Below are 21,259 nucleotides of genomic sequence, written 5' to 3' on the forward strand. Positions count from 1 at the left end.
TAAACAGGGCGACATTAAGTCGCCCCTTTTTATCTGAAAAACTTACGCCGCACTAAACAACTTATGCGGATCAATCACAAACTTCTTCGGCACGCCCGCATCGAACTCGCCGTAACCTTCCGGCGCCTGATCCAGGCTGATGACCTGCACGCCGACCACTTCAGCGATGTTGATGCGGTCCCACATGATTGCCTGCATCAGCTGGCGGTTGTACTTCATGACCGGGGTCTGGCCGGTGTGGAAGCTGTGGGACTTGGCCCAGCCGAGACCGAAGCGGATGCTCAGGCTGCCCATTTTTGCGGCGGCATCCACAGCACCTGGATCTTCGGTGACGTAGAGGCCAGGGATGCCGATCTTGCCGGCCACGCGTACCACGCCCATCAGGGAGTTGAGCACGGTGGCCGGGGCTTCGTGTTTGACGCCGTCATGGCCGTGACCGCGGGCTTCGAAGCCTACGGCGTCGATGGCGCAGTCCACTTCCGGTTCGCCCAGCAGCGCAGCGATCTGTTCGTGCAGCGGGGTGTCGGAAGACAGGTCGGCGATTTCGAAACCCTGGGCCTTGGCGTGGGCCAGGCGGATGGTATTGACGTCACCGACGATGACCACCGCCGCGCCCAGCAGGCGAGCGGAAGCGGCGGCGGCTAGACCCACTGGGCCGGCACCGGCGATGTAGACGGTGCTGCCTGGGCCAACGCCGGCGGTCACGGCACCGTGATAGCCGGTCGGCAGGATGTCGGAGAGGCAGGTCAGGTCACGGATTTTCTCCATGGCCCGGTCGCGATCCGGCAGTTTCAGCAGGTTGAAGTCGGCGTACGGCACCATGGCGTATTCGGCCTGGCCACCGGTCCAGTCGCCCATGTCGACGTAACCGTAGGCACCGCCCGGACGGGCCGGGTTGACGCTCAGGCACACGCCGGTGTGCATTTCCTTGCAGGAACGGCAGCGCCCGCAAGCCACGTTGAACGGTACGGACACCAGGTCGCCGATCTGCAGGTTCTCGACGTCGCTGCCCTTCTCGATCACTTCACCGGTGATCTCGTGCCCCAGCACCAGGCCGGTTTGTGCAGTGGTACGGCCGCGCACCATGTGCTGGTCGGAACCACAGATGTTTGTGGAAACCACACGCAGGATGACGGCGTGGTTGATCTTCCTGCCGCGCGGGTCCTGCATTTTCGGATAGTCGATTTTCTGTACTTCGACCTTGCCAGCGCCGAGATACACCACACCACGATTGCCAGACATGCTTTCACCTCGCTGTTGTTTTTATGTAGCGGTCGCGTCGCCTGGGATCGGCGGCGCGTTGATTGCTCGGGTTATTGCCTGTGTGTCTTGCGTTGTTTGTTGCGGCCCCTTCGCTGGCAAGCCAGCTCCTACAGGGGGAGGCGATCTAGAGAACGACTGTTCTGTTCGCGTTCAAAAACACTCTTCTCTCAATGTGATACCCGACGGCCCGGGCCAGGGTCAGCCCTTCGATGTCCCGCCCCTTGGCGATCAGGTCTTCCGGGTAATGGCTGTGATCCACCACCTCCACGCCTTGGGCAATGATCGGCCCTTCGTCGAGGTCGTTGTTGATGTAGTGCGCCGTGGCGCCGACCAGTTTCACACCCTTGTTGTAGGCCTGGTGATAGGGCTTGGCACCCTTGAACCCGGGCAGCAGGGAGTGGTGGATATTGATCGCCTTGCCATCGAGCTTGCGGCACAGCTCCGGCGACAACACCTGCATGTAGCGGGCAAGGATCACCAGTTCGGCACCGCACTCTTCGATCACCTGCAACACCTGACGCTCCTGAGACGGCTTGTCGTTCGGGTCCAGGGGGAAATGGTAGTACGGAATCTGGTGCCAGTCGGCCAGCGGCTTGAGATCGGGATGGTTGGAGACCACGGCGGCCACGTCCATCGACAGCTGGCCGATGCGTTGGCGGTAGAGCAAGTCGTTGAGACAGTGATCGGCCTTGGAGACCATGATCACCACTTTCGGCCGGTAATGCGGCGGGGTCAGTTCGAAGATCATGCCGAAGGATTCACCACGTTCGGCCAAGCCTGCGCGGAAGGACTGCTCGTCGAAGCCATCGGGCTGACGGAATTCCACGCGAATGAAGAAGCGGCCCGAGAGCCGGTCGTCGAAGGAATGGTGCTCGGTGACGTAGCAGCCCTGCTCGAACAGAAAGCGCGTCACCGCGTCCACGGTGCCGAGCACGCTGGGGCAGTCGGCGGTCAGAATCCATGTGTCTGGGGCGCGGCTCATAGTGCGGTGACTCCTGAGAAATCGGTAAACCTGCCTGTAGGAGCGAGCTTGCTCGCGATGGACGTCAACGATAACGCGTGCATCCTGATGCAATGCGTCGCCCTCTGGTCCTTCGCGAGCAAGCTCGCTCCTACAGGTGATCGATGGTCAAGCCTGAACGCTAAGGCCATATTCGGCAGAAGCATCCTGCAACCACAACCACCAGTAATCCGAGAAGCTGCGGCGAATCAGCAGTTCCCAGGTGTCTTCGGCGGTGTGACGGATCACCAGTTGCGACTTGGCGAACACCGTGCCGACCGCCTTGCCCACCGGAAAGTTGTTGGGGTGCACGTCGTAGCTGGTGGACTTCATCAGCACCTGGCGCACGTTCGGGCCGCTCAGTTCGAGGATCTGCTGCCCACCGCTGACGTTGACGATCTGGATATGCAGGTCGCCCAGCGCTTCACGCAGCCTTTGCTCGGCGGCGAATTCTTCGCCGGTCGGCACGATCAGCAGCCATTCATCCGGCCCCATCCATTGCAGGCTGGTTTCACCTTTGACGGTGACGGTCAGCGCACCTGGCAGTTCGATCCCGAGCGCCTTCTGCACACCGGCGGCGAACGCGGCATCGTGGCCGTCGCCACGGATGGTCAGGTGGCCGAGGAGTTTTTTCTCGCGCACGGTCACGCCGGCGCTCTTGCGACCCTTGCCCACCAGGCTGGCGAGGTCGGCATGATGCAGCGACGACTCGGCCTTGGCCCCGGTGGTTGGGCGTTGTTGGTAAACATTGGCTGCGGTCATAAAGCACCTTTCCTGAATTCTGTTGGTTCTTGTGGTGGCTGCACTGCCGTCATCGCCAGCAGGGCTAGCTCCCACATTCAACTGTGGGAGCTAGCCCTGCTGGCGATTGGCAGCCCGCCCACAGATCTCGAGGTCGTTAAACGTTCTGGCGTTCGCCCTTCGGATCGAAGAACACCGAAGAAACGATTTCCGCCTCGATCACGCTGCCGTCCGCCAGTGGCGCGAACACACGCTCACCCATGCGGTTCAGGCCGCCCTTGACCACGCCCATGGCAAACGAATAGCCCAGGGAGTTGTGCGCGTAGCTGGAGGTCACGTGGCCGACCATGGTCATCGGGATCGCCTGCTTGGTGTTGAACACCAATTGCGCGCCTTCCGGCAGCCATTTGTTCGGATCGATCGGCTTCAGGCCCACCAGCTGCTTGCGCTGGTCACGCACGCAGTCTTCGCGATTCATCCCACGCTGGCCGATCCACGAGAACGGTTTGGTGCGACCGACGCACCAGCCCATGTTCAAGTCGTCCGGGGTCATCGAGCCGTCAGTGTCCTGGCCGACGATGATGAAGCCCTTCTCGGCGCGCAGTACGTGCATGGTTTCGGTGCCGTACGGCGTCAGGTTGTACTTCTTGCCGGCGTCGACGATTTTTTCCAGCACGCCCATGGCGTAGTCGGCTTGCACGTTGACTTCGTACGACAGCTCACCGGTAAACGAAATCCGGAACACCCGCGCCGGCACACCGCCCACCAGGCCCTCTTTCCAGGTCATGAACGGGAAGGCTTCGTTGCTCAGGTCGATGTCGGTGACTTCAGCGAGCAGCTTGCGGCTGTTCGGCCCGGACAGGGTCATGGTCGCCCAGTGATCGGTCACGGAAGTGAAGTACACCTTCAGGTCCGGCCATTCGGTCTGGTGGTAGATTTCCAGCCATTGCAGCACGCGTGCAGCGCCGCCGGTGGTGGTGGTCATCACGAAGTGGTTGTCGGCGAGGCACGCGGTCACGCCGTCGTCGAACACCATGCCGTCTTCTTTGCACATCAGGCCGTAACGCGCCTTGCCCACGTCAAGCTTGGTCCAGGCGTTGGTGTAGATGCGGTTGAGGAACTCGCGTGAATCCGGGCCCTGGATGTCGATCTTGCCCAGGGTCGAGGCGTCCAGCAGGCCGACGCTGTCGCGCACGGCTTTGCATTCGCGCTTCACGGCAGCATGCATGTCTTCACCGGATTTCGGGAAGTACCAGGGACGTTTCCACTGACCGACGTCTTCGAACTCGGCGCCGTTTTTCAGGTGCCAGTGATGCAGTGCGGTGAAACGCACCGGCTCGAAAATGTGCCCACAGTGACGACCGGCCACCGCACCGAAAGTCACCGGCGTGTAGTTCGGACGGAACATGGTGGTGCCCATCTGCGGGATGGTCACGTTCAGCGAACGGGCGGCGATGGCCAGGCCGTTGACGTTGCCGAGCTTGCCCTGGTCGGTGCCAAAGCCCAGCGCGGTGTAGCGCTTGACGTGCTCGACCGACTCAAAGCCTTCGCGAGTCGCCAATTCGATACCGGCCGCGGTGACGTCGTTTTGCAGATCGACGAATTGCTTCGGCGCACGAGCAGTGACTTTCTCGTAAGGCACTTGAAACAATGCCAGCGTCGGTTCTTCCTGGCGGACCAGGGCTTTTGGCAACTTGGCTTCGACCGGACCGAAGCCGGCTTCGCTGGCGGCGCGCACGCCCCCTTCAAAACCGTCGGCCAGGGAATCGCCGAGGCCGTAGACACCGTTGATGCCACCGACGCATACGCGTTTCTGCGGCGCCTCACCCGGTACAAAACCGAGGATGTCTTCGCGCCAGATCGGCTTGCCACCCAGGTGCGAAGCCAGGTGGACCACCGGGCTGTAGCCGCCGGAACTGGCGACCAGGTCGCATTCGAGCCATTCGCCCGGGCTGGTGACCTTGTGTCCTTTGACATCGATCGCCGCCACGCGCGCAGCGGTCACGCGCTTGCTGCCACGGGCTTCGATCACAGCGCTACCGGTGAGGATGCGGATGCCTTTGGCGCGCGCCTCTTCCACCAGCGCACCACGCGGGTTGCTGCGGGCGTCGGCGACGGCCACCACTTGCAGACCGGCATCGAGCCAATCCAGCGCAACGCGGTAGGCATGATCGTTGTTGGTCGACAGCACCAGCTTCTTGCCCGGTGCCACGCCGTAGCGGCGAACGTAAGTCGAGACAGCGCCAGCGAGCATGTTGCCCGGCACGTCGTTGTTGCCGTAGACCAGTGGACGCTCGTGAGTGCCGGTCGCCAGCACCACACGCTTGGCACGAACCCGGTGGATGCGCTGACGCACCTGGCCAATCGGTGCGCGGTCGCCGAGGTGATCGGTGAGGCGCTCGTGGATGGTCAGGAAGTTATGGTCGTGGTAACCGTTGACCGTGGCGCGCGGCAACAGCAGCACGTCCGGGGTGTCCTTCAATTCGGCGATGACGCTGGCGACCCACTCGGTCGCAGGCTTGCCGTCGAGGCTTTCGCGGGAGTCGAGCAGGCTGCCGCCGAACTCTTCCTGCTCGTCAGCCAGGATCACACGGGCACCGCTGCGTGCAGCCGCCAGTGCAGCGGCCAGGCCTGCAGGGCCGGCGCCGACGATCAGCACGTCGCAGTGCTGGTTCATGTAGTCGTAGGTGTCCGGATCGTTCTCGGTCGGCGAGCGGCCAAGACCGGCGGCCTTGCGGATGTACTTCTCGTAGGTCATCCAGAACGATTGCGGGTACATGAAGGTTTTGTAGTAGAAGCCCGGTGGCATCAGCTTGCCGCCGACCTTGCCGAGAATCCCCATCATGTCGTTGTTGACGTTCGGCCAGCCGTTGGTGCTGGTGGCGACCAGGCCCTGGTACAGCGCTTGTTGCGTGGCGCGTACGTTGGGGATTTGCGTGGCTTCGGTGGCGCCGATCTGCAGCACCGCGTTCGGCTCTTCGGCACCGGCGGCATAGATGCCGCGCGGGCGGGAATACTTGAAGCTGCGACCGATGATGTCGACGCCGTTGGCCAGCAATGCAGCGGCCAGCGAATCGCCCTCGAAGCCTTTGTAGCTCTGGCCGTTGAAGGTGAAGGTCAGGACTTTGTTGCGGTCGATCCGTCCGCCGTTGGACAGGCGATTGGTCTGGCTCATACCTTCTCTCCCAGAGCCGTGGTGGCCGCTTTCGGGCTATCGGTCTTGTCGGTGAATTGTGGCTTGGCACCGATCTTGTAGGTTTCGAGAATCTCGTAGGTCACGGTGTCACGGGTGGCGTTGAAGTACTGACGGCAACCGGCGACGTGGTCCCACAGCTCGTGATGCAGACCACGAGGGTTGTCGCGGAAGAACATGTAGTCGCCCCACTCCTCGTCGGTGCAGCTGTTCGGGTCCAGTGGGCGCGGGATGTGCGCCTGGCCGGATGCGTGGAATTCCTCTTCGGAGCGCAACTCGCCGCAGTGAGGACAGAAGATATGCAACATGGGGATTTCTCCTGTTAGTGGGCAACCGCAGCAGCGCCGTGTTCGTCGATCAACGCACCGTTGTGGAAACGGTCGATGGAGAAAGGTGCGGCCAGTGGGTGCATTTCACCCTTGGCCAGGCTGGCGGCAAATACGTTGCCCGAGCCAGGTGTCGCCTTGAAGCCGCCGGTGCCCCAACCGCAGTTGAAGAACATGTTCGGTACCGGGGTTTTCGAAATGATCGGGCAGGCATCCGGGGTGGTGTCGACGATGCCGCCCCACTGACGGTTCATGCGCACGCGGGACAACACCGGGAACATCTCGACGATGGCCTGCACGGTGTGCTCGATCACCGGGTACGAACCACGCTGGCCGTAGCCGTTGTAGCCGTCGATACCGGCGCCGATCACCAGGTCGCCCTTGTCGGACTGGCTGATGTAACCGTGCACGGCGTTGGACATGATCACGCTGTCGATGATCGGCTTGATCGGCTCGGACACCAGCGCTTGCAGCGGGTGGGATTCGATCGGCAGGCGGAAACCGGCGAGCTTGGCCATGTGTCCGGAGTTACCGGCAGTCACTACACCGACGCGCTTGGCGCCGATGAAGCCCTTGTTGGTTTCCACGCCGATGCACACGCCGTTTTCCTTGCGGAAGCCGATCACTTCGGTCTGCTGGATCAGGTCCACGCCCAGGGCGTCGGCGGCACGAGCAAAGCCCCAGGCCACGGCATCGTGGCGGGCCACGCCGCCGCGACGCTGGACGGTGGCGCCCATCACCGGGTAACGGGTGTTCTTCGAGCAGTCGAGGTACGGGATCTCATCGGCCACTTGCTTGGCATCGAGCAGTTCGCCGTCGACGCCGTTGAGGCGGTTGGCGCTGACCCGACGCTCGGAATCACGGATGTCTTGCAGGGTGTGGCACAGGTTGTAGACGCCACGCTGGGAGAACATCACGTTGTAGTTCAGGTCCTGGGACAGGCCTTCCCACAGCTTCATCGCGTGTTCGTACAGGTGCGCCGACTCGTCCCACAGGTAGTTGGAGCGCACGATGGTGGTGTTGCGCGCGGTGTTACCGCCGCCCAGCCAGCCTTTCTCGACCACGGCCACGTTGGTGATGCCGTGTTCCTTGGCCAGGTAGTAGGCGGTCGCCAGGCCATGCCCGCCACCGCCGACGATGACCACGTCGTAGACCTTTTTCGGGGTCGGCGTGCGCCACATGCGCTGCCAGTTTTCGTGGTGGCTGAGGGAGTGTTTGAAGAGGCCGAAGCCTGAGTAGCGTTGCATAGTCATTTACTCCAAAACCGCGCTCAGCGATAAACCGGGAAGTCCGCGCACAGTGCCGATACTTGCTGGGCGACATTGGCCTCGACATCGGCATCGCCGAGGTTGTCGAGGATGTCGCAGATCCAGCCGGCCAGTTCGACGCACTGGCTGACCTTGAAGCCGCGAGTGGTCACCGCCGGGGTGCCGATGCGCAGGCCGGAGGTCACGAACGGCGACTGTGGATCGTTCGGGACAGCGTTCTTGTTCACGGTGATGTGGGCGCGACCGAGTGCTGCATCCGCCTCTTTGCCGGTGAGGCCCTGACGGATCAGGCTGACCAGGAACAGGTGGTTGTCGGTGCCGCCGGACACTACATCGTAGCCGCGTTTGATAAAGACGCCGGCCATGGCCTGGGCGTTGTCGATCACTTGCTGCTGGTAAGCCTTGAAGCCTGGCTCCAGCGCCTCCTTGAAGCACACCGCCTTACCGGCGATCACGTGCATCAGCGGGCCGCCCTGGGCACCGGGGAACACTGCAGCGTTGAGCTTTTTCTCGATTTCTTCGTTGGACTTGCACAGGATCAGGCCGCCACGTGGACCGCGCAGGGTCTTGTGGGTGGTGGTGGTGACCACGTCGGCGTACGGCAGCGGATTCGGGTACAGGCCGGCGGCGACCAGACCTGCTACGTGGGCCATGTCGACGAACAGCAGTGCACCGACCTTGTCGGCGATCTGGCGGAAGCGCGGGAAGTCGAGGGTCTTGGAGTAGGCCGAGAAACCCGCAACGATCATCTTCGGCTGGCACTCGACGGCCAGGCGCTCGACTTCGTCGTAATCGATCAGGCCGGTCTTGGTGTCGATGCCGTACTGCACGGCGTTGTACAGCTTGCCCGAGGACGACACCTTGGCGCCGTGGGTCAGGTGACCGCCATGGGCCAGGCTCATGCCCAGGATGGTGTCGCCGGCTTGCAGCAGGGCCAGGTACACGGCGCTGTTGGCCGAGGAACCGGAGTGCGGTTGCACGTTCGCGTAGTCGGCGCCGAACAGCTGCTTGGCGCGTTCGATGGCCAGGGCTTCAACCTTGTCCACGTGCTCGCAGCCACCGTAGTAGCGCTTGCCCGGATAACCTTCGGCGTACTTGTTGGTCAGGCCGCTGCCTTGCGCTTGCATGACGCGTTTGCTGGTGTAGTTCTCTGACGCGATCAGCTCGATGTGATCTTCCTGACGTTGCTCCTCGGCATTCATCGCCGCCAGCAGTGCATCGTCGTAACCCTGGATCTGGTCTTGCTTGCTGAACATCGCGTCTCTCCCAGCGGCGGCGGTGCGCCATTCGTCTCGGTGAGGCACTGGCTTTTCGGCAGTGCCCTTTGATGCCGATGGTATGACCGGCGCAGACAGGTCAAATGCCTACGGACGCCACGCAAAGGTGCGTTTACGACATGGCGGGAAATGCTCTGACAGACACACCCTCCTAATCTGCGCAAATCCCCTGTGGGAGCCAGCCTGCTGGCGATTACGGCGGCACAGGCGACACTGATGGTGGCTGAACCTCCGCAATCGCCAGCAGGCTGGCTCCCACAGGGGTTATGTGAAAACTTGGCGGACTGCGAGCAACAGCAGGAAATGCAGCGGATACAGCGCATAGGCCCAGCGGCGCATGGGTGGTGCTTTTACGTCATGGAAGTGTCGCAACAGGAACAGTCCCAGCCATGGCGCAATCAGACAAGTGACGATGGCGGGAATGGCCGCGCTGTTGCCCAGTCGTGCGGCGTAATACAACACCTGCCATTGATTGGCCGCCAGACAGACCAGCCCCGGCAGCAGCGCGAAATACCAGGGACGACCGATCACCAGCAGCAGCGCCAATGGCAACAGGACTCCAAAGAAACCGAACATCACTTTTTGCGTGAACAGCGCCGCCAACAGCAAGGCGACGGCTGCCAGTAACCGCGATTGCAGCGTCGGCTGCTGCCAGCCACGCGCCACCAACAGACCAAGGACCAGGGTGGGCATTACGTTCAGCGTGTCGTGCCCAGGAATGAACATTCGGTAGGGAATTTCGCTCACGGCGCTAAACAGCAACAACCAGCCCAGATAGCGCCATTGCCCACCCCTCTCCACAGCAGGCTTTCGCGCAAGATTGGCAGCCATTGCCAGACAGAACCACGGAAACGCCAACCGCCCGGGCACATACAGCAGATCGACGGAATAACCGACATATCGCAGGTGATCGAGCACCATGCTCAAAAGCGCCAGCCACTTGAGCAGATCCAGAGCACCGTCGCGCTGCTTTAAGTGTGTAGTCACGTGCATAATTGCCCGGCATCCTTGTAATTTTCTGACAGCGACATCCCGTGTGCTCTCCTGACGATCTTGGGTACAGTGCGCACCATCATTGACCACGAGACGCTTCACCATAGGCGCCTCGACCACGGAAGCAGGCCATGACCGATAAGAGCCAACAATTCGCCAGCGACAACTATTCCGGCATCTGCCCTGAAGCCTGGGCTGCCATGGAACAGGCCAACCATGGCCACCAGCGCGCTTACGGCGACGACGAGTGGACCGCCCGCGCGTCCGACGATTTCCGCAAACTGTTCGAAACCGACTGCGAAGTGTTCTTCGCCTTCAACGGCACCGCCGCCAACTCGTTGGCCCTGTCGTCGCTGTGCCAGAGTTACCACAGCGTGATCTGCTCGGAAACCGCCCACGTCGAAACCGACGAATGCGGCGCACCGGAATTCTTCTCCAACGGCTCCAAGCTGCTGATCGCCCGCACCGAAAACGGCAAGCTGACCCCGGAATCGATCCGCGAAGTGGCGCTCAAGCGCCAGGACATCCACTACCCCAAGCCCCGCGTCGTGACCCTGACCCAGGCCACTGAAGTCGGCAGCGTCTACACCCCGGACGAAATCCGCGCCATCAGCGCCACCTGCAAGGAACTGGGCCTGAACCTGCACATGGACGGCGCGCGCTTCTCCAACGCCTGCGCGTTCCTCGGCTGCACGCCAGCGGACCTGACCTGGAAGGCCGGGGTTGACGTGTTGTGCTTCGGCGGCACTAAAAACGGCATGGCCGTGGGCGAGGCGATCCTGTTCTTCAACCACGCACTGGCTGAAGATTTCGACTATCGCTGCAAACAGGCCGGGCAGCTGGCGTCGAAAATGCGCTTCCTTTCCGCCCCATGGGTCGGAATCCTGGAAAACGGCGCCTGGCTCAAATACGCCCGCCACGCCAACCACTGCGCACAACTGCTGGCCGAACTGGTCAGCGATATTCCAGGCGTGGAACTGATGTTCCCGGTGCAGGCAAACGGCGTATTCCTGCAGCTGTCGGAACCGGCCATCGCCGCCCTGACCGCCAAGGGCTGGCGTTTCTACACCTTCATCGGCAACGGCGGCGCACGCTTCATGTGCTCGTGGGATACCGAGGAAGAGCGGGTGCGGGAATTGGCCCGCGACATCCGCGAAGTCATGTCCCACTAACACCACAAACCCTGTGGGAGCGAGCCTGCTCGCGATAGCGGCGGATCAGCCAACATTGATGTTGGAGCAAAATCCGCCATCGCGAGCAGGCTCACTCCTACAAAGGCATCCGAATCCCCTGACATTCTGCACCTGAAGACTTCGTCTACATTGTCTGTCGAGCCGATCCGCTCACATAACAATAATCAGGAGCGTACGCATGTCACTGCAAGGCAAAACCCTTTTCATCACCGGCGCCAGCCGTGGCATCGGCCGCGAGATTGCGCTTCGCGCCGCGCGTGACGGTGCAAACATCGTGATCGCCGCCAAAAGTGCCGAGCCGCATCCCAAACTGCCAGGTACGATTTTCAGTGTGGCCCGGGAAGTTGAGGCCGCGGGCGGCAAGGCGCTAGCCCTGCAAGTGGATGTGCGAGAAGAAGACGCTGTACGCGCGGCGCTGGCCCAGGCCAACGAACATTTCGGCGCCATCGATGCGCTGGTCAACAACGCAGGCGCAATCAAGTTGACCGGAGTCCAGCACATCGAACTCAAGCGCTTCGACCTGATGCACCAGATCAACACGCGCGCCGTGTTGCTGTGCAGCCAGGCTGCCCTGCCCTACCTGAAGAAATCCGCAGGGCACATCCTCAACCTGTCCCCGCCGCTGAACCTGGACGCCAAGTGGTTCGCCCAATACAGCCCGTACACCGTGACCAAATACGGCATGAGCATGCTCACCCTGGGCATGAGCGAGGAATTCAAGAATTACGGGATCAGTGTCAATTCGTTATGGCCGCAAACCATGATTGCCACGGCGGCAATCGAGTTTCAGTTGGGGTCGAGGGAGTCGTTCAAGCATGCGCGCCTGCCTGCGATCATGGCCGATGCCGCCCATATCATTTTGAGCAGTGCGAATCGCAGCCTGACCGGACGCTTGTTGATCGATGAGGAAGTATTGCGGGAAAACGGTGTAACGGAGTTCGAGCACTATCGGTTTGCACCGGATAGCAGCGACAAACTCATGACTGACCTGTTTATCGACTGAGATATCCTCAACCCCTGTAGGAGCTGTCGAGTGAAACGAGGCTGCGATCTTTTGACTTTAAAGATCAAGATCAAAAGATCGCAGCCTTCGGCAGCTCCTACAGTGGCTTCGGCGTTAGTTAGAACTCGATGCGCACGTCACCCTTCGGCACACTGCAGCACGACAAAATGTACCCTTCGGCTTCGTCTTCCTCGGTGATCCCGCCGTTGTGCTCCATCTCCACTTCGCCACCCAGCTTCAAGACCTTGCAGGTGCCGCAGATGCCCATGCCGCAGGCTTTCGGGATCAGCAAACCCGCCTTCGCCGCCGCTGCGTGAACGGTTTCGCCCGGCGCAATGCGAATGCTTTTCCCCGACGCGACAAACTCCACCTGATGCAGATCCGCCACGTCGAGTTCCGGTGCATCGGCCGCCTGTTCGGCGTGTTCCACGGCGTCGGCACGCGCCTCTGGCGGAGTCGCGCCGAAAGACTCCTCGTGGTAACGCGACATGTCGAAGCCAGCGCCTTCCAGCAAGCGCTTGACCGCATTCATATAGGGTGTCGGGCCGCAGCAGAACACTTCGCGCTCAAGGAAGTCCGGCGCCATCAATTCAAGCATTCGCTGGTTGAGGTAACCGCGATAACCGGCCCAGGGCTCACCCATGCCGTGCTTCTCGCAGATCAGGTGCAGGCTGAAGTTATCGATCCGCGACGCCATGTGTTCCAGCTCGCGGTGGTAGATGATGTCCTTGGGCGAACGGGCGCTGTGGATAAACACCATGTCGACATTGCCGTTGGTATCGTAGAACCAGCGCGCCATGGACATGACCGGCGTGATACCCACACCGCCGCTGAGGTAAAGCACCTTTGGCGCGGTGAAGTCCATGGCGTTGAACAGCCCGACCGGCCCGTGCACCGCCAGTTCCTGGCCTTCGTGCAGGGTGTCGTGCAGCCAGTTGGACACCTTGCCGCCCGGCACGCGCTTGATGGTTACCGAAAAGCTGTACGGCACCGATGGCGAGCTGGAAATGGTGTACGAACGCATGATCGGCTGGCCTTCGATTTCCAGCTCCAGGGTGACAAACTGCCCCGGCTTGAAAAAGAACAGGATCGGCTGGTCGGCCATGAAGCAGAAGGTGCGCACATCCCAGGTTTCCTGGATGACTTTGACGCAACGGACAATGTGCCGACCATTGGCCCAGGTCTGGGTGGTTACCGGGTTCAGGAAGCTGTTGGACATGCTGATCTCCACGGCCGACTGTCGGCCTTCATGTTGGCGATTCTGCGTATAGCGCGAACCACCCATTTACCTATCTGCGACATTCACATGCTTATCGCGACCAGCCCCCAACGACCGGGGCTTGCGCGTCGGGAACAGATTGCACCATGTCGCCCATGGATAAGGTTCTGGCCAGCGCCGGCCCCACACTCGCCACACACCAAGACACATTCTTTACACCTTGCGTAGCAACCCTGATTAGCCACTTTCGCCGGCCACACAGAATGGCCTTGAGGATTAAACGATGGACGTCACTACTACCCTTAGCCTGGGCGATCCGCTGGAACCCGCACGCAAGGCCACCGCGCAGATGCTGCAAGAGCGCGAGCGCACGTTCTCGCTGCCGCAGCCGTTCTACTCTGACGAGCGCCTGTTTGATATCGACATGCAGGAAATCTTTCAGAAAGAGTGGTTGATCGCCGGCATGACCTGCGAAATCCCCACCAAGGGCAACTACCTGACGCTGCAAGTGGGCAAGAATCCGATCATCGTGATTCGTGGCGCAGAAGGTGTAGTGCACGCGTTTCATAACGTCTGCCGCCACCGCGGCTCGCGCCTGTGCACCAGCGAAAAAGGCAAGGTCGCCAAATTGGTCTGCCACTACCACCAGTGGACCTACGAACTCGACGGTCGCCTGCTGTTCGCCGGAACCGAAATGGGCGCCGATTTCGACATGAAGCAATACGGCCTGAAACCGGTGAACGTGAAGACCGCCGGTGGCTACATCTTCATCAGCCTGGCAGAGAACCCGCCGGCCATCGATGACTTCCTGTCGACACTCAACCATTACATGGAACCGTACGACATGGAAAACACCAAGGTGGCGATCACCACCACCTTGATGGAAAAGGCCAACTGGAAGCTGGTGCTGGAAAACAACCGCGAGTGCTACCACTGCAACGCGTCGCACCCGGAACTGCTGAAAACCCTGCTGGAATGGGACGACGTCACCGACCCGCGCGCCGACCAGGCCTTCAAGGACCACGTGGCCGCCTCCGCCGCTGCCTGGGAAGCCGAGAAGATCCCTTACGCCCACGCCAGCTTCGGCCTGCGTAACCGCATCGTGCGCATGCCGCTGCTCAAGGGCACCGTGTCGATGACCCTGGACGGCAAACAGGGCTGCGCCAAGCTCATGGGCCGCATCAAGAACCCGGACCTGGGCTCGATGCGCATCCTGCACCTGCCGCATTCGTGGAACCACTGCATGGGCGACCACATCATCGTGTTCACCGTGTGGCCGATCAGCGCCCAGGAAACCATGGTCACCACCAAGTGGATCGTGCACAAGGATGCCGTTGAAGGCGTGGACTACGACGTGGAGCGCATGCGCCAGGTCTGGGACGCCACCAACGACCAGGATCGTCGCCTGGCCGAAGAAAACCAGCGCGGCATTAACTCCACCGCTTATCAGCCAGGGCCTTACTCCAAGACCTATGAGTTTGGTGTGGTGAATTTTGTGGATTGGTACAGCGAGCGCCTGCTAAACAACCTCGGGGCTGAGCCTGCGCCTTACCTCAAAGGCGTCCCTGTTCAAGGCTAATGTAGGAGCGAGCTTGCTCGCGAAAAATTCAAGGACACCACTGGGTATCTGGATTTACGCGTCATCGTTCACGACCATCGCGAGCAAGCTCGCTCCTACAAGGGGCTTGCTCACAACAGGTTCTCTCCCCGCTAAATATTCCGCATCATTTAGAACTGTACGAAATATGATCTATTCTGTTCAGCGCTATGCTCTACGTGCCTCACAGCCTTCCGCAAACAAGTTATCCACACCTCCACCCACAGCAAATGGGGACAACTGGGGAAATGCGCAAAACTTTTTCCACAAAACCCAAAGAAAAACCGTGACTTATCCGAAACCAAGGTTTTCCGAAACCATTGATCATTTTTTGATCTAACGCTCGAAAGCCTCGCCACACCTGGCCTGCAGAGGATCGCAAACACCTTATCCACAGAAGCGCCAACAGAGATTGGGGGCAACTTCGAGGCCGCTGTGGAAAACCGCTGAAAGCCGCGATATTTCTAGGTGTGCGGGCGGTTTGTAGATTGAAATAGGCAATTTGATCATTTTTCGACCATAACCCTGAAAGCCATGAATCTAAAGGCCTGCAGCGTTGAGCGAACATCTTATCCACAGAAGCGCCAACAGAGATTGGGGGCAACTCAGCTGACTTGTGCACACTCCCTCTCGAAAAAAAGCCATGAAAAACCGCAGCTTAAGGTGGATGTTTTTTGATCTGGTGGCTGCAAGCCGCGGTTTGTGTGGGTTTCAGCGAGGGGCGAACACGTTATCCACAGAAGCGCTAACAGGAATTGTGGGTAAAGAGGTCAACAGCTTCTGAAATGATCAAACCCTGTTGAAACACGACCGACCCGACTCGACATCCAGGTTCAATTCAAAGTCGTTGAAGGCGCGCCACCCGAGCAAAATCGACGGCACATAACGCCCCAGCAGCCAAGACTGCGGAATGGAGAAGCCCGGGTAGTACTTGTAAGTGATTACCTGGGTATCACCAGGCAACTTCAATACGCCGCTGAAGGTTTGGTAGCGCTGGTTATCGGCGGCGCCAAAGGTTGAATTGCCGGACTTGACGACGTTGATCAGTTCACCTGGCGCAGCGGATGTCAGGTAGTCAACGTTTCCGGTATCCACGATGGCCAACGTCGCCCGGTTATCCAGCCGTGCGGTGATCGTCAGCCTTTGGTTGATGTCCATGCGGGTATAGGCGATCGGCGAGTCGCATCGCACAGAAGGCGCAGCATTGAGCACCAGGATTTTGCGGGTGATTTTCAGGCGCCCCAACTTGCTGATCAGATCTAGCCCGAGCAAGTTGTCCCGGTCGCTTACGAAGACCAGCACATTTCTGAACTCGCTGGCTCCTACCCTTATGGCATCAAGAATCCCCAACCTGGCAGGCAGTCCGCTCTCGCCATAAAACGTGCTGTAGGCGTAGTGGGAGTCGGGTAGCAACCTGATCCCCATCAGCCTGGCCGTTTCGGCGTTCACCCGGGTTTGCGGAGCGCCGGTGTCGAGCACGAAACGCGCCGAGTGACCATTGGCCGCGCTGACATCGATGAACGGCAGCAGCTCATCTGCAACGAGCGCGTCACTGGCATACGGATGGATCGGCAACACTTCGCGGCCTTTGCTTCTTGTCACCGAGAAGTCATCGGTCACTCTCAAGGTCGAGAGTGATTCGTTGCCGAACATTGAAAACAGGCGTTTGAGTTCTGGATCGGCGTCAATGGCACGGGCGTGTCTGCGCTTGATGGCCAGAAAGTAATCTGGCAATTGGTTGGCGGCCTTGGCTTCGAACATACGGGCGATGACGGACACAGAACAATTCAGGTTCTTCGTGGCGTCCAGCACTTGGTCGCACCGTTGCCGCACTTGCTCGATGGTTGCTTCTTGACCTTGTTCAGACGCTATCCACCGAGAGAAATCGGCCTCGGCCGTGTTGGCTTGGGTCGCCGCCATCAAATCCGTGGACAATAGTGCAAGGAGCGTCAGGGTCCGACCGAAAGCCTTCATGTTCAACCCGTTCATAAAAACCATGTTTTATGAGTAAGCGCTGAATTTCCATTGCTCCCGGATCCACCAGCTTTTGAACAGCGCACGGAAAACTATAGTTCACGGAGTTCCCGCCGCCGTTCAATGTCACCGCACCACACCCTCTTCAATCAGCAGTTTGAGAATCGCTTCCGCCCCCGCCTGTGCCGTAACGCCCTTGAGCACCTGCCCCCCGCCACCGCTAGCCTTGGCCGTCGCCGCTTTCATGCGATCGGCGCCGCTCTTGGCCTTGATCACCTTCAAGCGTTTCGGCCGTGGCTTGGCCGGTTGCAGGGTGGCGACGGTCAACAGTTCGTCGTCGACGACCTCCACGTCATCAGCCTGCAACACCCCACGCCGGGCCGGGCCGTAGGCGCTCTGACGTGGCTTGGGTGCGGCGTTATCCACAGTCGCCAGGAACGGCAAGCGCACTTTCAAGCGACGGCGCTGGCCGCGCGGCAACGCCTGCAGCACCAGCGCAGAACCGCCATCGATCGACTCGACCTGCGCCAGCCCCACCACCAGCGGCCAGCCAAGGCCTTCGGCCAGCAGGAACGGCAACATGCCCGAGCCCTCGCCGGTTTCCGCCTGGCTGCCGGTCAATACGACCTGAGCGCCAGCGTCGCGCAAATAGGCGGTCAACGCCGGCAGCGCATCGGCGCCTTGCGGTTGTTCCAGCACATGCAATTGCTCAAGTCCCATGCCCAGGTAAGCACGCAAGGCCGGCTCGGCGACATCGCCGGCGTGCAGCACCTGCAAGTTATCCCCAGCCAGTTGCAAACCCAGTTCCACCGCCCGCGCATCCTGATCCGCACGGCGTGGTCGACCGGAGGTCGGGTGGGCGCCGATGGACACCAGGCTGATGATTTTCGTGCTCATAACCCTTTCCTTCCCTTAAGCCGCATCGCGCCTGGCCTCGTTGCGGTAGGCCTCTACCGCCGCGATCAAGGCTTGAAGAATCTCGGCGCTCTCGCCGATCACCGACAGGTCGGCCCGTTTGATCATGTCGCAGCCCGGGTCGAGGTTGATCGCCACCACCTTGTCGCAGGCACCGATGCCTTGCAGGTGCTGGATCGCCCCGGAGATCCCCACCGCCACGTAGACCCGTGCGGTGACCCAGGTACCGGACGCGCCGACCTGACGGTCGCGGGCCATGAAACCATCGTCCACCGCCACCCGGGACGCGCCTTCGGTGGCGCCCAGGGCTTCGGCGGTCCTGTGGAAAAGTCCCCAATCCTTGACCCCGTTGCCGCCGGAGAAGATGAATTCCGCTTCGGCCATTGGAATCGCTGCCGGGTCCACCGCCACCGCCCCCAGATCCTCGATGCGCGAGAGACTGCGGGCGACGGTTGTGGATAACTCTACCGGCAGGGCTTCGTGACGGGTTTCGCTGACCGGTTCGGCGCATTCCACAGCGGCCAGGATCAACCGCGCAAGCGGCCGTGCCAGGTCTTGCAAACCAGCACCGGCGCGGCCGATACATTCCTGATCCTTGACCTGCCAAACCCGCGTGGCCGGGCGTTCGCCAAGCGCGGCAGCAAAGCGTCGACCCAGTTCACCGCCACCAGTACGACTGTCCGGCAGCAACCAATGACGTGGGCTGAACTGGTTATCCACAGCCCGCAGGCCCTGGACCCGTTGTTCCGGTGCATAACCGCTGAACTGCTCGCCTTCAAGCACCAGCAGGCGATCGACGCCAGCCGTGGCGAAGGCGTTCTCCTTGTGCTCGCCGAAGACCACGGCCAGTACCGCGCCGTCCTTGCCGGCCAATTGATGAGCCAGGCCGAGCAAGTCGCGGTCGTGGCTGCTCAAGCGGCCGCCGACCATGTCCGGCACCACGCTGATGTAGAACGCCGGTGCAGGCACCTGATGCAGCGGCAATTGCACTTCAACGGCGGCCGTACGCTTGGTCGCCCCGCCCTGCTGGGCGCCGCTGCGGTCGATGCGCTTGATGCCGTTGGGGCCGATGAAGCCGATGCCATGGGGGTTCTTGCGGATGACGCCGTTCGGCCCCATCCAGCTGTGTTGCGCCGGTTGCATGGCCGCGTGCAGCGGGTGCAGGCGGTTGCGGGCGATCCATTCGGCACGGGGGTCGCGGCGGATAATGTCGCTCATCAATGCACCTCCGCAGGTTCACGTTGGGCCGGTGTGGCCGGCTTGCTCGGTGCCTGGTCTTCCAGCAACGCGTCAGCCACCAGTTCGGCAATGTCCTTGATCAACGGTCGCGGCTCGACCACGCCTTCAAGCATCGCGGTGCACTGCGGGCAGCCCACGGCCACCAGTTCGGCGCCCGTCTCGCGGATGTCGTCCATGCGCATGTCGGGGATACGCTGCTTGCCCGGAATGTCGGTGATCGGCGCGCCGCCGCCACCGCCGCAGCAGCGGGAACGGAAACCGGAGCGTTGCATCTCTTTCACTTCGATGCCGAGGGCACGCAGGACCTGACGCGGCGCCTCGTATTCGCCGTTGTAGCGGCCGAGGTAGCACGGGTCGTGATAGGTCACGCTGTCGCCTTTGTGCTGGCCGAGATTCAGCGCGCCGGCGCCGATGATTTCCGCCATGTAGGTGCTGTGGTGCTGCACCAGGTAGTTGCCATCGAAGGCACCGTATTCGTTTTTCAGCACGTGGAAGCTGTGCGGATCGCAGGTGACGATGCGGTTGAAGCTGTACTTGGCCAGGGTCTGGATGTTGCGTTTGGCCAGCAACTGGAAGGTTGCCTCGTCGCCCAGACGCCGGGCCACGTCACCGCTGTCACGCTCTTCGAGGCCGAGCACGGCGAAGTCGATTTTCGCCGCTTTCAACACTTTGACGAACGCGCGCAGGGTGCGCTGGTTGCGCATGTCGAAGGCGCCGTCGCCAACCCAGAACAGTACGTCGGTGGATTTCTTTTCGCTGAGCAGATTGAGGTTCAAGTCCGCCGCCCAGTTCATCCGTCCGCCCGGGGCGAAGCCGCCCGGGTTGTCGGTGGCGATCAGGTTTTCCAGGACTTCGGCGCCCTTGTTCGGGGTCGCGCCTTTTTCCAGGGTCAGATGGCGACGCATGTCGACGATGGCATCGACGTGCTCGATCATCATCGGGCATTCCTCGACGCAGGCACGGCAGGTGGTGCACGACCACAGGGTTTCGGCGTCCACCAGGCCGTTGACGATCGGCTGATGCGGATTACCCGCATGTTCACCGATCGGCTTGCCTGGATACGGGCTGCCGGCGAATTTCGCATCGGTGCCACCCGCCAGACCGACGACCATGTCCTGAATCAGTTTTTTCGGGTTCAACGGCTGTCCGGCGGCAAACGCCGGGCACGCCGCTTCGCACTTGCCGCACTGTACGCAGGCGTCGAAGCCGAGCAGTTGGTTCCAGGTGAAATCCTTGGGTTTTTCCACGCCCAGCGGAGCGTTCGGGTCGTTCAAGTCCAGAGGCTTGAGACCCGTAGAACGACCGCCACCAAAACGCTCGGCGCGACGGTGCCAGGCCAGGTGCAGGGCACCGGCAAAGGCGTGCTTCATCGGCCCGCCCCAAGTCATGCCGAAGAACAACTCGGACACGCCCCACAGCACACCGATGCCGAGGATCACCGCCAACATCCAGCCACCGAAGTTTTCAGGGAGGATACCGGCCACCGGCAAGGTCACCAGGAAGAACGACGCCGAGAACGCCAGCAGGCTTTTCGGCAGGCGCATCCACGGGCCTTTCGACAGGCGCGCAGGTGGGTTGCGTCGACGCAGGTAGACGAAGATCGCGCCGACGAACATCACCGCTGTCATCAACAGCAGCGCATAGCCGAGGAAGCGGTTATGCAGGCCGAATCCGTGAACCAGTATCGCCAGCACGACGGACGCCACCGCGCCGCCAGCCGTGGCGACGTGGGTGTTGGCGATGTATTTGTCCCGCGCCACCACGTGGTGCAGGTCGACCATATAGCGCTTGGGCATGGCGAACAGGCCGCCGATCAGGTCGACCTTCGAGGCTCGGCCCCGGCGCCACATGGCCACCCGCCGCAACGCGCCCAGAACCGCGAGGCCCAGGGCGGCGAACAACAGGATTGGAAGAAGGGTGTTCAACATGGTGGAGCTCCCACAAACCACGGAGTCATGCATCGGTCTTGTAGGAGCCGGCTTGCTGGCGATTCAGACGACGCGGTGAGTCAGGCAGACCGCGTTATCGTTCATCGCCAGCAAGCCGGCTCCTACAGGT

At 61.2% G+C, this 21,259-nt stretch carries 16 protein-coding genes; 3 read left to right on the top strand and 13 right to left on the bottom strand.

What is annotated here, in order from left to right:
- Positions 1 to 42: 42 nt before the first annotated feature.
- From fdhA to NPS56_RS16445, 8 genes are all read right to left on the bottom strand, one after another.
- Positions 43 to 1,242 carry a formaldehyde dehydrogenase, glutathione-independent gene (gene fdhA, locus NPS56_RS16410; protein ID WP_046818240.1) on the bottom strand — a complete coding sequence of 400 codons (1,200 nt, stop codon included), beginning with the start codon at positions 1,240 to 1,242 and terminating at the stop codon, positions 43 to 45.
- A gap of 145 nt (positions 1,243 to 1,387) precedes the next feature.
- Positions 1,388 to 2,245: a formyltetrahydrofolate deformylase gene (gene purU / locus NPS56_RS16415; RefSeq protein WP_046818241.1), complete on the bottom strand. Its 858-nt coding sequence runs from the start codon at positions 2,243 to 2,245 to the stop codon at positions 1,388 to 1,390.
- A gap of 147 nt (positions 2,246 to 2,392) precedes the next feature.
- Complete coding sequence (locus NPS56_RS16420; RefSeq protein ID WP_274075560.1) at positions 2,393 to 3,025, bottom strand: sarcosine oxidase subunit gamma; 633 nt, start codon at positions 3,023 to 3,025, stop codon at positions 2,393 to 2,395.
- 136 nt (positions 3,026 to 3,161) lie between these two features.
- The gene (locus NPS56_RS16425) at positions 3,162 to 6,179 is read right to left on the bottom strand and encodes a sarcosine oxidase subunit alpha (protein ID WP_274075561.1); all 3,018 of its coding nucleotides are present in this window, start codon (positions 6,177 to 6,179) and stop codon (positions 3,162 to 3,164) included.
- Complete coding sequence (locus NPS56_RS16430; RefSeq protein ID WP_274075562.1) at positions 6,176 to 6,505, bottom strand: sarcosine oxidase subunit delta; 330 nt, start codon at positions 6,503 to 6,505, stop codon at positions 6,176 to 6,178. Before NPS56_RS16430 ends, NPS56_RS16425 begins: the two co-directional genes overlap by 4 nt.
- Before the next feature lie 14 nt (positions 6,506 to 6,519).
- Positions 6,520 to 7,770, bottom strand: a complete 1,251-nt coding sequence (locus NPS56_RS16435) for a sarcosine oxidase subunit beta (RefSeq protein ID WP_008057117.1) — start codon at positions 7,768 to 7,770, stop codon at positions 6,520 to 6,522.
- Between the two features lie 23 nt (positions 7,771 to 7,793).
- Positions 7,794 to 9,047, bottom strand: coding sequence for a serine hydroxymethyltransferase (gene glyA, locus NPS56_RS16440; protein WP_274075563.1), 1,254 nt, complete (start codon positions 9,045 to 9,047; stop codon positions 7,794 to 7,796).
- A 285-nt stretch (positions 9,048 to 9,332) separates the two neighbouring features.
- On the bottom strand, positions 9,333 to 10,061 hold the full coding sequence (locus NPS56_RS16445; protein WP_274075694.1) for a TraX family protein: 729 nt from the start codon (positions 10,059 to 10,061) through the stop codon (positions 9,333 to 9,335).
- A gap of 131 nt (positions 10,062 to 10,192) precedes the next feature.
- Between NPS56_RS16445 and NPS56_RS16450 the strand changes: the two genes are divergently transcribed.
- Both NPS56_RS16450 and NPS56_RS16455 read left to right on the top strand, forming a co-directional pair.
- Positions 10,193 to 11,233 (top strand): low specificity L-threonine aldolase, encoded by a 1,041-nt coding sequence (locus NPS56_RS16450; RefSeq protein WP_274075564.1) that lies wholly within the window; start codon positions 10,193 to 10,195, stop codon positions 11,231 to 11,233.
- 199 nt (positions 11,234 to 11,432) lie between these two features.
- Positions 11,433 to 12,257 (top strand): SDR family oxidoreductase, encoded by an 825-nt coding sequence (locus tag NPS56_RS16455; protein WP_274075565.1) that lies wholly within the window; start codon positions 11,433 to 11,435, stop codon positions 12,255 to 12,257.
- A 118-nt stretch (positions 12,258 to 12,375) separates the two neighbouring features.
- On the opposite strand, the gene gbcB is transcribed toward NPS56_RS16455, so the two are convergent.
- Complete coding sequence (gbcB, locus tag NPS56_RS16460) at positions 12,376 to 13,476, bottom strand: glycine-betaine demethylase subunit GbcB (protein WP_046818719.1); 1,101 nt, start codon at positions 13,474 to 13,476, stop codon at positions 12,376 to 12,378.
- A 283-nt stretch (positions 13,477 to 13,759) separates the two neighbouring features.
- Here gbcB and gbcA point away from each other — a divergent pair, with 283 nt between their 5' ends.
- Complete coding sequence (gene gbcA, locus NPS56_RS16465; RefSeq protein ID WP_274075566.1) at positions 13,760 to 15,055, top strand: glycine-betaine demethylase subunit GbcA; 1,296 nt, start codon at positions 13,760 to 13,762, stop codon at positions 15,053 to 15,055.
- 807 nt (positions 15,056 to 15,862) lie between these two features.
- Here gbcA and NPS56_RS16470 read toward each other — a convergent pair.
- From NPS56_RS16470 to dgcB, 4 genes are all read right to left on the bottom strand, one after another.
- Positions 15,863 to 17,047, bottom strand: coding sequence for a retropepsin-like aspartic protease (locus NPS56_RS16470; RefSeq protein ID WP_274075567.1), 1,185 nt, complete (start codon positions 17,045 to 17,047; stop codon positions 15,863 to 15,865).
- 126 nt (positions 17,048 to 17,173) lie between these two features.
- A complete protein-coding gene (locus tag NPS56_RS16475) occupies positions 17,174 to 17,944 on the bottom strand; it encodes an electron transfer flavoprotein subunit beta (protein WP_274075568.1) in 771 nt (256 codons plus the stop codon).
- Positions 17,945 to 17,959: 15 nt separating this feature from the next.
- Positions 17,960 to 19,180 (bottom strand): electron transfer flavoprotein subunit alpha/FixB family protein, encoded by a 1,221-nt coding sequence (locus tag NPS56_RS16480; protein WP_274075569.1) that lies wholly within the window; start codon positions 19,178 to 19,180, stop codon positions 17,960 to 17,962.
- Positions 19,180 to 21,129 carry a dimethylglycine demethylation protein DgcB gene (gene dgcB, locus NPS56_RS16485; protein WP_274075570.1) on the bottom strand — a complete coding sequence of 650 codons (1,950 nt, stop codon included), beginning with the start codon at positions 21,127 to 21,129 and terminating at the stop codon, positions 19,180 to 19,182. The genes NPS56_RS16480 and dgcB overlap by 1 nt, the downstream gene beginning before the upstream one ends.
- Between the last annotated feature and the right edge of the window lie 130 nt (positions 21,130 to 21,259).

Origin of the sequence: Pseudomonas putida, from assembly GCF_028682635.1 — a bacterium.
In the GTDB taxonomy this organism is placed as follows: Bacteria; Pseudomonadota; Gammaproteobacteria; order Pseudomonadales; family Pseudomonadaceae; genus Aquipseudomonas; species Aquipseudomonas putida_AE.

Excerpts from the sequence above, each read along its gene's own strand:
- fdhA (WP_046818240.1), bottom strand. The coding sequence starts at position 1,242 with ATGTCTGGCAATCGTGGTGTGGTGTATCTCGGCGCTGGCAAGGTCGAA.
- purU (WP_046818241.1), bottom strand. The coding sequence starts at position 2,245 with ATGAGCCGCGCCCCAGACACATGGATTCTGACCGCCGACTGCCCCAGC.
- NPS56_RS16420 (WP_274075560.1), bottom strand. The coding sequence starts at position 3,025 with ATGACCGCAGCCAATGTTTACCAACAACGCCCAACCACCGGGGCCAAG.
- NPS56_RS16425 (WP_274075561.1), bottom strand. The coding sequence starts at position 6,179 with ATGAGCCAGACCAATCGCCTGTCCAACGGCGGACGGATCGACCGCAAC.
- NPS56_RS16430 (WP_274075562.1), bottom strand. The coding sequence starts at position 6,505 with ATGTTGCATATCTTCTGTCCTCACTGCGGCGAGTTGCGCTCCGAAGAG.
- NPS56_RS16435 (WP_008057117.1), bottom strand. The coding sequence starts at position 7,770 with ATGCAACGCTACTCAGGCTTCGGCCTCTTCAAACACTCCCTCAGCCAC.
- glyA (WP_274075563.1), bottom strand. The coding sequence starts at position 9,047 with ATGTTCAGCAAGCAAGACCAGATCCAGGGTTACGACGATGCACTGCTG.
- NPS56_RS16445 (WP_274075694.1), bottom strand. The coding sequence starts at position 10,061 with ATGCACGTGACTACACACTTAAAGCAGCGCGACGGTGCTCTGGATCTG.
- NPS56_RS16450 (WP_274075564.1), top strand. The coding sequence starts at position 10,193 with ATGACCGATAAGAGCCAACAATTCGCCAGCGACAACTATTCCGGCATC.
- NPS56_RS16455 (WP_274075565.1), top strand. The coding sequence starts at position 11,433 with ATGTCACTGCAAGGCAAAACCCTTTTCATCACCGGCGCCAGCCGTGGC.
- gbcB (WP_046818719.1), bottom strand. The coding sequence starts at position 13,476 with ATGTCCAACAGCTTCCTGAACCCGGTAACCACCCAGACCTGGGCCAAT.
- gbcA (WP_274075566.1), top strand. The coding sequence starts at position 13,760 with ATGGACGTCACTACTACCCTTAGCCTGGGCGATCCGCTGGAACCCGCA.
- NPS56_RS16470 (WP_274075567.1), bottom strand. The coding sequence starts at position 17,047 with ATGAAGGCTTTCGGTCGGACCCTGACGCTCCTTGCACTATTGTCCACG.
- NPS56_RS16475 (WP_274075568.1), bottom strand. The coding sequence starts at position 17,944 with ATGAGCACGAAAATCATCAGCCTGGTGTCCATCGGCGCCCACCCGACC.
- NPS56_RS16480 (WP_274075569.1), bottom strand. The coding sequence starts at position 19,180 with ATGAGCGACATTATCCGCCGCGACCCCCGTGCCGAATGGATCGCCCGC.
- dgcB (WP_274075570.1), bottom strand. The coding sequence starts at position 21,129 with ATGTTGAACACCCTTCTTCCAATCCTGTTGTTCGCCGCCCTGGGCCTC.